The sequence below is a fragment of the Pseudomonas sp. W22_MBD1_FP4 genome (assembly GCF_052113765.1).
GTDB lineage: Bacteria > Pseudomonadota > Gammaproteobacteria > Pseudomonadales > Pseudomonadaceae > Aquipseudomonas > Aquipseudomonas sivasensis.
Genome location: NZ_JBGQOI010000012.1, coordinates 1 through 12,964 on the forward strand (window position 1 = coordinate 1; position 12,964 = coordinate 12,964).

At 55.8% G+C, this 12,964-nt stretch carries 8 protein-coding genes, 1 tRNA gene and 1 pseudogene; 9 read left to right on the forward strand and 1 reads right to left on the reverse strand.

What is annotated here, in order from left to right; translation table 11 throughout:
* The coding region (locus tag ACEN2T_RS16290) for a retention module-containing protein (RefSeq protein WP_442117003.1) at positions 1–2,378 on the reverse strand (2,378 nt) is incomplete at its 3' end.
* A gap of 346 nt (positions 2,379–2,724) precedes the next feature.
* Between ACEN2T_RS16290 and ACEN2T_RS16295 the strand changes: the two genes are divergently transcribed.
* The 9 genes and pseudogenes from ACEN2T_RS16295 to ACEN2T_RS16335 all read left to right on the forward strand — a co-directional run bounded on the left by ACEN2T_RS16295 (position 2,725) and on the right by ACEN2T_RS16335 (position 12,964).
* Positions 2,725–4,077, forward strand: a complete 1,353-nt coding sequence (locus ACEN2T_RS16295) for a TolC family outer membrane protein (RefSeq protein ID WP_032884990.1) — start codon at positions 2,725–2,727, stop codon at positions 4,075–4,077.
* Between the two features lie 45 nt (positions 4,078–4,122).
* The gene (locus tag ACEN2T_RS16300; protein WP_032884989.1) at positions 4,123–6,276 is read left to right on the forward strand and encodes a type I secretion system permease/ATPase; all 2,154 of its coding nucleotides are present in this window, start codon (positions 4,123–4,125) and stop codon (positions 6,274–6,276) included.
* Positions 6,266–7,642 (forward strand): HlyD family type I secretion periplasmic adaptor subunit, encoded by a 1,377-nt coding sequence (locus ACEN2T_RS16305; RefSeq protein WP_032884988.1) that lies wholly within the window; start codon positions 6,266–6,268, stop codon positions 7,640–7,642. Before ACEN2T_RS16300 ends, ACEN2T_RS16305 begins: the two co-directional genes overlap by 11 nt.
* 121 nt (positions 7,643–7,763) lie before the next feature.
* A tRNA-Thr gene (locus ACEN2T_RS16310) sits at positions 7,764–7,839 on the forward strand.
* A 200-nt stretch (positions 7,840–8,039) separates the two neighbouring features.
* Positions 8,040–9,322 (forward strand): annotated as a pseudogene (locus tag ACEN2T_RS16315) (tyrosine-type recombinase/integrase).
* A gap of 1,369 nt (positions 9,323–10,691) precedes the next feature.
* Positions 10,692–10,949 carry a helix-turn-helix domain-containing protein gene (locus ACEN2T_RS16320; protein ID WP_116079702.1) on the forward strand — a complete coding sequence of 86 codons (258 nt, stop codon included), beginning with the start codon at positions 10,692–10,694 and terminating at the stop codon, positions 10,947–10,949.
* Entirely contained in the window at positions 10,942–11,715 is a 774-nt protein-coding gene (locus ACEN2T_RS16325) for a hypothetical protein (protein ID WP_442117004.1), read from the forward strand. The genes ACEN2T_RS16320 and ACEN2T_RS16325 overlap by 8 nt, the downstream gene beginning before the upstream one ends.
* Complete coding sequence (locus ACEN2T_RS16330; protein WP_116079701.1) at positions 11,712–12,140, forward strand: hypothetical protein; 429 nt, start codon at positions 11,712–11,714, stop codon at positions 12,138–12,140. The genes ACEN2T_RS16325 and ACEN2T_RS16330 overlap by 4 nt, the downstream gene beginning before the upstream one ends.
* 5 nt (positions 12,141–12,145) lie before the next feature.
* The gene (locus ACEN2T_RS16335) at positions 12,146–12,964 is read left to right on the forward strand and encodes a hypothetical protein (protein ID WP_442117005.1); all 819 of its coding nucleotides are present in this window, start codon (positions 12,146–12,148) and stop codon (positions 12,962–12,964) included.

The window sequence follows — 12,964 nt, forward strand, 5'->3', positions numbered from 1 at the left end:
GCGGTGTTCTCGACGATGGTAGTCGGCGTGACAGCAATTACTGGGACGTCGTTAACCAGGGTCACGGTCGGTTGACCTGTGCCAGTGGAATTCAGGCCTTCAACGTCAGTAACGGTCAGGTCGATCTTCGGCAGCTGGTTACCAGCGTTAACGAAGTCAGCACCTTTTTCAGTCAGTACAACGTTGTTGCCGGAGATGGCGTAGTAACCGTCAGCGTTGGTGCCAGCGGTGAAGCTGATGTTCAGGTTTTCGCGCGGAGTTTCTTCGTCTTTGGCGACGAAGGTACCGGCGACGGTGCCTGCTTCAGCGGTGTTCTCGACGATGGTGGTCGGCGTGACAGCAATCACCGGAACATCGTTAACCAGCGTTACGGTCGGTTGACCGGTACCGGTTGAATTCAGGCCTTCAGGGTCAGTGACGGTCAGGTCGATCTTCGGCAGCTGGTTACCCGCGTTAACGAAGTCAGCACCTTTTTCGGTAAGGACTACGTTGTTGCCGGAGATGGCGTAGTAGCCGTCAGCGTTGCTGCCAGCGGTGAAGCTGATGGTCAAACCATCGCGCGGGGTTTCTTCGTCTTTGGCAACGAAGGTACCAGCGACGGTGCCCGCCGCCGCCGTTTCTTCAACAATGGTGTTAGCCGTGATTTCAATCACGGGCACATCGTTGACCAGGGTCACGGTCGGCTGGCCAGCAGCGTTGGAGTTGAGGCCTTCGGGATCGGTAACCGTCAGGTCGATCTTCGGCAGTTGGTTGCCGGCGTTGACGTAGTCCGCGCCCTTCTGCGTCAGCACAACGGTGTTGTCGACGATGGCGTAGTAGCCATCCTTGTTGTTGTCACCCGTAAACGTGACGGTCAGTTGGCCAGCCGGTGTTTCTGCATCGCTGATAACAAACGTGCCCGCCACAGTGCCCGCGACTGCGGTGTTTTCGACCAGGGTCGTGCCCGTCACGTCGATCAGCGGCGCATCGTTGACCGGTGTGATTGTGATCGTCAGCGTGCTGCTGGAACCGGTGTTGGTGGTGTATTCGATCTGCGGCACTTCGCCGCTGTAATCCTTGACCGGGGTAAACACGTATGCGCCATCAGCACCGATGGTGATGGAACCAATGCCTTGGATGTCGGCAGTCTGGCCGGCGTTGTAGGTCGTGTTGCCCACTTTGAAGGTAGCGACAGCCAACTGGTTATCGATGTCGCTGTCGTTGCTCAGCACATTGCCGGTCGCGACGCTATCTTCGACGATAGTGTTGGTATCGGCGACCAACACGCTTGGATCATCCACAGCGACCACAGTGGAAGTGGCCGGCTCAGGATTGATTGCAAGGTTTTCGTAGTTACCGCCAGTCGCTTCGGTGATCGTGACGCTGACGGCCAGGTTCTTGCCATCAGCCAGGTTGGCAGGCGTATCGGCAGTGACCGTGCCGGTGGTTTTACCGGCCTCAATGGTGATGGTCAGGTCGTTGGACAGTTTGATCACAACGTCGGTCTGCGCCGCGTTGGTCACCGTCGCGGTGTAGACAATCTGGCCGCCTTCATTCACCGACGGGGTCGCGGTCAGGGTGACGGTGGTGGTGTCGATGGTGTCAGCGATCTGCGTGACTGCTGGCGCCGGGTCGGTGGTGATGATCAGGTTGCCGCCGCCGGAGGTCCCGGCGATGGTGGCGGAGATCGACGAGGCGTCCAGGTAAGGCGTGTCATTACCGGCGAAAGTGACGTTCAGCACGCCCGAGGTCTGGCCCGCGGCGATCACAACGGAGAGGCCGTTGGACAAGGTGACGGTCAGGTCGCTGGTCGGTGCCTGGGTGATGAATACGGTGTAAACGACTACGCCACCGGCTTCGGTGATGCTCGGCGTGGCGGTCAGGGTAATGGTGACGTTGCGCGGATCTACGCCGTTGTTGTCGGCACCGGTTTGGGTCGTGCCTACGGCGTCACCGGCATTCAAGCCGGTCGTTGGGTAACCAATGGTGGGGTCAACCACGCCTGCTGTGGCTTCCAGCACAACAAAACTGTGACCGCCACCCGCGGCGCCGTCTGCGCCTGCGGAGGTCGGGCCGGCAGCGGTGGCTTCGAGGTCTTGGGTAGGGTCAGCGCCGGCAGCGATGGCTTGCTGCAGTTCGGCAACGGACGGTGCAGCTTGAGCAGTGGCAGCACTGAGGTCGGTGACCGAGTCAGGAGCGTTCGCGCTCCACTGAGTGTCGCGACCCAGGTCGATGACGCGGCCGTCGGCCAGTTCCAGCGACACGGCACCCGAAGCACCGGTATCGACCTGCTCCCCTGCAAACAGGCGATCCCCTTCTACAAGCAGGCGGCGAATCCCTTCCGGGGAAACTGCGAACACTTGACCGACAATGCTTTTGACGACCGCAACGCTGCTCATAAAAGACTCTCCGTGTATTACCGTCAGGGGGTATCCATCAAGGTGACCGGCCGTCTCATGGGTGCCGATTCAATAGCTGGAGTACGTAGTTTCTAAGTAAGAAATTTGGCGTCAATATTTTGTTGTTCCGTCAGGAGAATTACTTTTCCGTCAAGGTATTGACCTATTGGGCGTCATCCTAAACAATCCGCCCAGTAATGTCACATTGATATTTAAACGGCCTCGCGACTTTCTGTTTGCGCCCTCCGGCGCCCTAGAAAAACGGGCATTTCGAGTTGCCACTCCAATGCAATATTCCAAGTTTGTTGCGGTTTTTCAGGCAACCAATCCCCGGGGAAACATCAGAATGCGTTTGCACCTTCTTAAAGCTGTGCCTTTTGCTCTAGCCGCCAGTTTCGTCCAGGCTCAGACCCTGCCCGAAGCCATGCAAGATGCCGTGAAAAACCACCCGGAGATCCAGGCCGCAATCAATGCGCGCATTGCTGCTGACTATCAGGTCAGAGAGGCGCAGGGCGGTTACCTGCCTAAAGTCGACCTGCTGGGCGGCTATGGCCGTGAAAGCTCGGACAACACCTCGACCCGCGCCGCCAGCAACAGCCACGATTGGAAAACCCTGAACCGCGGCGAATCGACCATCCGCCTGCAACAAAATTTGTTCCAGGGCTTTGGCACCATCAATGAAGTCGGCCGCCAACAAGCCACCGCCAATTCCCGTGGGTATGCGCTGCTCAATACTTCCGAGCGCACTGCACTGACCGTTGCTCAGGTTTATCTGGATGTCTTGACCCGTCGCGAGATGGTGCAGTTGGCAGAAGACAATCTGAAGAGCCACGAACGCATTTTTGACCAGATCAAACTGCGCACCAGCCGTGGCGTCGGAAGAATGGCGGACATGGACCAGGCTGAAGCCCGACTGGCTCAGGCGCAAAATAACCTGATCACCGAGCAGACCAACCTCGCTGACGCCAACACCAACTACCTCAGCGTTGTCGGCAAAGAGCCCGACCAACTGGAACGCCCACTGGGCGTGGTGACCCTGCTGCCAGCCAGCCTGGAAGACGCGCGCCGCCAGATGATTGCTGACAGCCCGGTGCTGCGCTCGGCCGAATCGGACATCGCCGCTGCCGAAAAGCAGTACGAAGCCGCCAAGTCGACCTTCTACCCGCGCTTTGATGCAGTGCTGCAACGCTCGGCCAACAACAACATCGGCGGCGAAGAGGGCCATGACAATGGCTACTCCGCGATGCTGAACATGCAGTTCAACCTGTATAACGGCGGCAGCGACAAGGCCAGCCTGCAGTCCAAGGCTTCCCAGGCCACCCAGGCGCTGGATATCCGCAACAACGCCTTGCGTCAGTTGAACGAAGAATTGGGCCTGGCGTGGAACGCTTACAACAACGCCAGCCAGCAAGTGCCGATCGCGCAGCAGTACGTCGACCGCAGCACCAAAGTGCGCACCTCGTACCAGCAGCAGTTCAGCCTCGGTGAGCGTACACTGCTCGACTTGCTCGACAGCGAGAACGAACTGTTCACCGCTCAGCAACGTTTGGCGCAGATCAAAAGCCTCTACGTTTACACCCAGTACCGTATTAAGGCCGACATGGGCCAATTGCTGAGAAGTCAGGGCGTAGTCGCTCCGATGGCATCAGTTGTGCAAAACGATATTAAACCGTCGGTAAACCTGCCAGGGATGAACTGATTCTTGACGGCGTTGGACCACACAACCGTTTAAGAGAGAGTCAGCTTGGATTCCGAAATAGGTTTGGCGCCACTTCACCATGACCCGCGCGCTCAGCATGACGACCCATTGCTAGATGGGTTGTTGGCTCTCTGTTCGCTGCATTACAAGCCTGCCAGTCGGGCCATGCTGACCACCGGCCTGCCCTTAGCGGGGCAGCGCCTGAGCCCGGATTTGCTGCCGCGCGCAGCAGCCCGGGCGGGTTTGCAGGGGCGTTTGCTGCAGCGCAAGCTGGAGCAGATCCCGTCCATCGCATTGCCGGCCTTGTTGCTATTAAAGGAAGGACGCAGTGCGGTGCTGTTGGGATGGGAGGGTGATACCGCCCGCCTGCTGCTCAGCGAAAGCGACGGCGGCGAAGTCCAGGTCACCCGTGAGGCGCTGACTCAGGATTACAGCGGTCGGGTTTTCTTCGCCCAACCGCAGCATAAATTTGACGTCACCAGCGGCACGCTGATCCCCCGCGCACGTTCGTGGTTCAAAGACACCCTCAAACGCTCCCGCTGGCTGTACGCCGACGCTATCGCCGCAAGCCTGGTGATCAACCTGATTGCCCTGGCTGCGCCGTTGTTTGTCATGAACGTGTACGACCGCGTGGTGCCGAACCAGGCCACCGCCACCCTGTGGGTGCTGGCCATCGGTATTTGTGGCGCCTACCTGTTCGACCTGTTGCTCAAGAGCATGCGCAGTCTGTGCCTGGACCTGGCGGGCAAGAAAACCGACCTGATCATTTCCGCGACGCTGTTCGAGCGCATCGTGGGTATGTCGATGAAAATGCGCCCGGCGCGCGTCGGCAGCTACGCCTCCAACATCCACGAGTTTCAGGGGATGCGCGACTTCCTCACCTCCCTGACCCTTGCCAGCCTGATCGACTTGCCCTTTACCCTGATCATCCTCGGCGTGATCGCGCTGTTGGGGGGCCACTTGGTGTGGATTCCCATCGTCGCCTTCCCACTCGCCCTGGGCATCGGCCACTTCCTGCAAAAACCGCTCACGGCAACACTTGAGCGCACCATGGCCCTGGGTGCCGAGCGTCAATCGAGCCTGATCGAGACCCTCGCCGGGCTGGACGCGGTAAAGGTCAACAACGCCGAAAGCGAACGTCAGTACCAGTGGGAACAAACCATTGGCACCCTCAGCCGCCTGGAACTGCGAGTCAAAGTGCTGTCCGGCCTGGCGATGAACATCACTTTGCTGATCCAGCAAGTGGCGGGCGTGGCGATGATTATCTTCGGCGTGTACCAAATCATCGATGGCACCCTCAGCATGGGCGGCCTGGTGGCGTGCTACATGCTCAGCGGCCGTGCGCTTGGCCCCTTGGCCCAGCTGTCGGGCCTGCTGACGCGCTACCAGCAAGCCAAGGTGACGATGGTCTCGGTGGACCAGATGATGGAACTGCCGCAGGAACGCAACTTCGACGAACGCCCGCTTAGCCGCAAAACCCTGCAAGGCGCGATGACGTTCCGCGAGGTCGACTTTACCTACCCGAACCAGCAAACCCTGGCTCTGCGCGGGATCAACCTGAATGTTCGTCCCGGCGAGAAAATCGGCATCATCGGCCGCAGCGGCTCGGGCAAAAGCTCGCTGGCCAAGCTGCTGGTCGGCCTGTATCAGCCGGACTCCGGCTCGTTGCTGGTGGACGGCGTAGACATCCGCCAGATCGACGTCAGCGAATTGCGCCACAACATCGGCTACGTCGCCCAGGACATCCAACTGCTGGCCGGCACCTTGCGTGACAACCTGGTCTCGGGCGCGCGCTACGTGGACGATGAGATGGTGCTGCAAGCCGCAGAACTCGCCGGCGTGCATGAGTTCGCCAGGCTGCACCCACAAGGTTACGAGCTGCAAGTGGGCGAGCGTGGGCAGAACCTCTCCGGCGGTCAACGCCAGAACGTTGCCCTGGCCCGTGCGCTGCTGCTGAACCCGCCGATTCTGCTGCTGGACGAACCCACCAGCGCTATGGACAACACCGGTGAAGAGCGCCTCAAACAGCGCTTGCAGTCGGTGATCGAAAACAAGACGGTGATTCTCGTCACCCACCGTGCTTCGCTGTTGAGCCTGGTAGATCGCCTGCTGGTGATCGACCGTGGCCAGATCCTCGCAGACGGTCCAAAAGCGGCCGTTATGGAAGCGCTGAAAAAGGGGCAGATCAGTGTTGCTTAAGTCCGGCCCAGGCCGTTGGAAAGACGTCATCTTCCGCTACTTCAAGGGCAGCGACTCGCTCGATGATCAACCACTGCCCGAAGTCGAAAAGGCGCTGATCGACGACGCACCACGCATCGTGCGCCTGACCATCTGGGCCGTGATCGGCTTCTTCGTGTTCCTGCTGCTGTGGGCACACTTCGCGATCATCGACGAAGTGACCAAGGGCGAAGGCAAGGCGATCCCCTCGTCGCGCATCCAGAAGATCCAGAACCTGGAGGGCGGCATCGTTGCCCAGATTTACGTGCACGAAGGCCAGATCGTCGAAGCCGGCGCGCCGCTGATTCGCTTGGATGACACCCGATTTGCCTCCAACGTCGGCGAAACCGAAGCCGACCGCGTGGCCATGGAACTGCGCGTGGAGCGTCTCAGCGCGGAAGTCGATAACCGCCCGCTGAACATCACCGATGCCGCACGCAAAGCCGTGCCTAACCAGGCCTCGAACGAAGAGTCGCTGTACCTTAGCCGCCGCCAACAACTGGCCGATGAGATTGGCGGGCTGCAACAGCAACTGCTGCAACGCCAGCAAGAGCTGCGCGAATTCAGCTCCAAGCAGGAGCAATACCGCAACAGCCTGAACCTGCTGCGCCAGGAGATCGGCATGTCCGAGCCACTGGTACAGCAAGGCGCAATCTCCCCGGTAGAAGTGCTGCGCCTCAAACGCTCGGAAGTTGAAACCCGCGGCATGCTCGACGGCACCACCCTGGCCATCCCCCGCGCCCAAGCGGCGATCAACGAAGTGCAGCGCAAGGTCGACGAAACACGCGGCAAATTCCGCAGCGAAGCCCTGGCCCAGCTGAACGAAGCCCGCACCAACCTGAGCAAGGCTCAGGCAACGTCCAAAGGCCTGGAAGACCGCGTCAGCCGCACCATGGTCACCTCGCCCGTGCGCGGTATCGTCAAGCAGATGCTGGTCAACACCGTCGGCGGCGTGATCCAGCCCGGCAGCGACATGGCCGAAGTCGTCCCACTGGACGACACTCTCCTGGTCGAAGCGAAAATCCGCCCACAAGACATCGCCTTCCTGCACCCCGGCCAGGAAGCCATGATCAAATTCACCGCCTACGACTACACCATCTACGGCGGCCTCAAAGGCAAACTCGAAACCATCGGTGCCGACACCGTGATGGATGAAGAGAAGAAAAACACCTTTTACATCATCAAACTGCGCACCGACCGCAGCCACCTGGGCACCGATGAGAAGCCCTTGCTGATCATCCCCGGCATGGTGGCGTCGGTGGACATCATCACCGGCAAGAAGAGCATCCTGAGCTACCTGCTCAAACCGATCATCAAATCCCGTGCAGAGGCAATGCACGAGCGTTGATTCTTGGCGGGTGACGCGCAGAAATGTGGGGAGATTTGCGAAAACTTGGGTTTTCGCAAAAATAGTCAGATTTCAGGGGTTTACAGAACCTTTTCAGTCGCTATAATCGTCGCCCTAACACGCCGGTATAGCTCAGTTGGTAGAGCAACTGACTTGTAATCAGTAGGTCCCGGGTTCGACTCCTGGTGCCGGCACCATACAAGGTTCCAGAGAAGGCTTTCAAAATCTCTGGAATCCCCGAAAAACCCGCCTTCTGGCGGGTTTTTTCGTTTTGGCGTTCCGTGGACTCCGCCAAAACCTTATGGATACCAGCGATTTTAGGGGTGAGGTAGTTAGATAAAGAGGGAGTGTTCTTAAAGCGCACACCACGGCTCCGCTCTCCGACGCAGCTTGCCGCTTGGCAAAACCTACATACCGCGCCTACAAGCTTTTCGACGGCGATGGCCTCTACCTCCTCCTAGTCCAACCCAATGGCCGCAAAGGCTGGCGGCTCCGTTACGTCAAACCTGACGGACGGGAAGGACTGACCTCGTTCGGCAACTACCCCGTCATCGGCCTCGCCGATGCGCGTCGCAAGCGCTTGGAGGTCAAGCGAATGCTGGCGGATGGCATTGATCCCATACAGACCAAGCACCAAGCCAAGGCGGAAGCCGTGATCAAAGGCAGAACCTTTGAAAGCGTTGCGCTGGACTGGCACACGGAAATGTCGGCCAAGTGGGCACCAGGCCACTCCAAGACTGTGATGAGCCGCCTCAAAACCCACGTATTCCCGCTGATTGGCGCACGCGCCATTGTTGATCTCGACACCCATGACCTTATGCAGCCCTTGGAAGCGATCAAGAAGCGCGGAACGATCGACGTTGCTTTAAGGGTACAAAACTACCTGCAGAGCATCATGCGCGAGGCAAAGCGCCTTCGGCTTATCACCATAAACCCTGCTTACGATCTCGAAGGCTCGATCAAAGCCCCGCGGGTGGTACATCGCCCCGCTCTACCCTTATCGCGACTGCCGGAGCTGCAAGAGCGGATCGACACCTATAAAGGCCGGGCACTTACCCGTCTGACGGTGATGCTGTCGCTGCATGTGTTTGTACGCTCCAGCGAGCTGCGTTTCGCACGCTGGAGCGAGTTCGACCTCAAGCGCGGCACTGGGAGATACCGGACACTCGACCCGCGTTGGAGGGAGTACCCTTTTCCACAAGGGGTACGAAGATGGCAGGGGATATCCATTTAGTACCCTTATCACCGCAAGCAGTGGCACTACTCGAAAAAATCCATGCACTCACGGGTAAATTCGCATTGGTCTTCGCAGGTGATGCCAAACCCTGGAAACCCATGTCCGAAAATACCGTGAACAACGCGCTACGGACGATGGGATACAACACCAAAATCGATATCTGCGGGCATGGGTTTCGTTCGATGGCCTGTAGCGCACTGATCGAGTCAGGACTGTGGTCCGAGACCGCCATTGAAAGGCAAATGAGCCACAAGGAACGCAACAACGTCCGCGCCGCTTACATTCACAAGGCTGAGTTCATCGAGGAGCGCAGGCTGATCATGAACTGGTGGAGCCGGTACCTGGAGGCCAACCGGCAAGAGCGTGTCACTCCACACGAATTCGCGAACCAGACCGGAGCGAACGTCACTCGCCTAAAAGCAAAACGTGGCGTAACCGAGTAAACGCTCGGTCTTCATATCTCAGTGATCCGCTTGTCCACGCGGGTCCATCCAAACAGGGCTGCAAAACCGCCCTGCTTGGATGGACCTCACTTAAAAAATCTAAAGCCCGGGCAACTGTCTGTGGAAAACCACAGATTTCCACCGGTGGATAATTTCATCCACAGCCGCAGAACTCCCAAAAATTCGAGCCTTGACCCGAATTATCCACAGGCGTAGAAAAGATCGGGCAAAGCGCTGTCGTTGACAGCACCCCAGGTAGCCAGAACCTTTAAGGCTACGCCACACCGTGGTGGTTCTCCCAAAGTGCGATTAGCGTCCGGCGGCTCGCACGGTCACAGCGACGTGATGGACGCCTACTTTTACCAGTGAGCCCACTGCGGCAACTCATCCTCTTTCATAGCTGCCCTGCAGCAACCTATTCGCTTGGCCATTTCGTTGCGCCAACCTGCGCCCGTCTCTTTCTCCCGGAAAGAGACGGGCGCTCCTACCGCTGCTGCAGCCCAACTCGTAAAAGGCTTTGCGGCATTCCCCCTCGTGACAATCGGCGTGACAAACACCGAAGTCACCAGCAACAGCGATGCAGATGATGGTGCCGCAGCCCAGGGAATGGACTGCACCTGACTGACAGTCAGGCATGCCCCGGTCATAGCATCACTGCCTTCACCCGACTCAGGTTCTCGCGGCGTTGGTCTCGTCAGCCAGCGCAGCCCCCACCCGCCCACCTCTTCGGAGGTGTTCAGGAGGCCAGATCATGAGATGCCCAAGCTCCCGGTCGTAAAGAGCCGCCAGTCCCGCGTTAGTGGACAACCCTCACAGGTCGCAGGGGCCTCGATCCCTGATAACACTCAACATTCGTGGCGGGATGACGTGGGGAAGAGATTGGCAATTTTTGGAGGATGGCTATGCAACTGCGCGAAGACCAAGGACCATCACCTCCCTTGCTCCAACGGCAGATATCCCCCCTTGCACTAACCATGGAGCGAAGCCCACTGGCGTGTCCCGCCCTGCCGTGCCTAAGCAGAGACCCCGAAAGACGGAGATGCCATTGAGCGCCAAGTGATCATCGGCTCCCGGTCGTCCGCTGCGACAGGACAGAGCGGAGACATCGGTACCCCGCTCCTGGTCTGCGTTGGGGAGCTCATCCCGTTTGGGCCTGCTGGCGCTAATGGCGACGGATTCTGCGGGAATCGGCATTTCAAAAGACCTGGTACAGGTCTGGTTCACCACACTGAATTTATGGCTCAGGCACCTCCCCTGACTGCCATTCTTCACCAGAAAAGCTGAGTCGTAAGCTAATGTTAATTTCCCGATCGGGAAAAAATGTACAATAGGTAGAAATAGCTAACCAAATTGTTTTTGGACATTCATCATGGCTTTCGTCGGTTCTTGTGCCTTAATTGGTAGCACTGTGGCAACGTCGCGAAAAGCTTTGCATATGACGCAGCGTCAGCTGGCAGACACTGCGGGTGTGGGAGTGCGGTTTATTGTTGACCTAGAAGCTGGTAAAGAAACAGTCAGGATGGGATTGGTTTTAGTTGTTCTTTCCGTTTTAGGGATGAATATAAACTTGGAGAAGGCGGGTTGCCCCCCCATTAAAGATAGTGGCATAGGGGGAGTGAATGGCTAGTTACATCTCAGGCACTAAGGACCGCATCTTCATAAACCCTACTTTAGGGTGTGACTCTAACTGCTCCTATTGTTATTTAGGAACACAAGGTCTAGATATTGGAAAAAAAACCATAAGTCCCAAAAGTGCTGAGTTTCTGATTGAATGTCTGCTTGCTTTCCCGGGTTTTAGAAAAGGTAAGGAAGGGACAGTCATCTCTATTGGATGCTACTCAGAGTGCTGGAGTTCCGCTAATATCGCCGTCACAAAAGATTTTATAAAAGCAGCACTTGATTTTTTAAATCCGATACAGTTCGCGACCAAACGCTCGGTGCGCACTACTCAGCTAGCAGATATTTTTCCGTTAATACAGTGGAGCGGGCAGCTATCTCTATTTATATCATGCTCAACAATATCTCAGTGGCGCACCTATGAAAAAGGAACATCAAAACCCCAAGATAGATTCAGAGAAATAACCGAACTGCTGTCGAACGGCTTAAAGGTTTGCATTTACATTAAGCCTGTACTAGATAGCGTTACAATAAATGATTTGGATTTATTCGCCAATGTGATAGATCGCACTGGCTGCTCTGTAGTTGTCGGCGACATATTTAATTTTACATCATCCAACAGTAGGCCAGATTTGATTAAGGCGCCAATTCCTTCAACTGGACTCTATGTGTGCGCTAGCAATGACATGGAATACATTTTAAACTTCTTTCGTGCGAAAAAGTATATCTGTTATAATAACAGTGTCGAAGCCATTAATTTCTGGAGGTCCGAATGAACGCAAACAACGAAATTATATATGTAAAAGACAGAATCAATGAGATTGAAGGGAAAGACTTCCCTACAGCAATTTCCTCATTCTCTGACCCCCAGAACTTAATTGTAGCGCTGCTCGGCTCTTTAGGGTTTGACTCCGTTTCTTACGACCAGAAAAATACTGAATACCATTATTACTCAATGATTCAATCTCAGAGAGTTGATTTGGTTGTATTTGATACCAGGTCGCGGAGCTTGAGTGGGCATGCCGTATCTGACTTAGAAGCGGCTTTTTCTATAGTGAAGGCTATTGAGGGCTCTCTTAGTGACGCAATGTATTTTCCTCCGGACCTGAGAAAGAAAGCGGTTGATTCCGTAATAAGTGATGCAGGTGTTGATGAAGATTTTTTTAAGAAAGTCTTGGCGAGCTGGAAAACATATAAGTGAACGCTATGAGTGACGTGCTTTCAGGACTAAATACATTTTCAGGCGCGTTCTTTTCTGCAGCCGTACTTGCGATACTTGCGCTAGGGGGAATTCTGACTCTCCTAGAGTGGAGTGGTTTTTTACCTCAGGCTTTGTCGAGGTTTTTGCTACGAAATAGAGTCAGGGAGCTTAAAGACATTCTAAAAGATATGGGAGTAGACTTTTCCGAACAAAAAAAATTACGATTTCGATCGAAGCTTGCTTCATATTTTGATGGAAATTCCGACATTGCTTCCGAAGTAAAAAAAATTATAGCCAAACACTTGAGGAAAGGAGACTTTAAAGTTGGCCGCATTTCTGACTTTAAAATTAAGGACTTCGCCGATTTGATGTCCGCCTCGTGTGACCCGAAAGAGGCAGTATTGATTGCTAGATGCCTAAGCACATATTTGAAAAATAATATCTCTGAGTTTAGTGCTGACTCTTTCGACTTCGTAGCATGCCCGAAGAGTGGCTCGCCATTTATCGCTTATGAGTTTGCTAAAATCTTGCAAAAACCACTGGTATTGCACGATTGTCACGAGGAAAAGTACCGAGTGGACGACCCCACACTAAGTGCCCTATCGAAAATTGATTATGGATTCGATCTAAGGCCAGGCATGGTTGGCTTGGTCGTAGACGATAGCACTACTGGCGGAAGGAAAGTCTGCTCACTGGTGAGCGATCTGCGTCACTTCGGCTGCGTAATTGGCGACTGCCTTGTGGCCTTTGAACCACAAGGGAAAAATGGGAAGAATCTTCTTTTATCAAATGGCGTTAGACTTCATTCGATTGTTAAGCGGTGA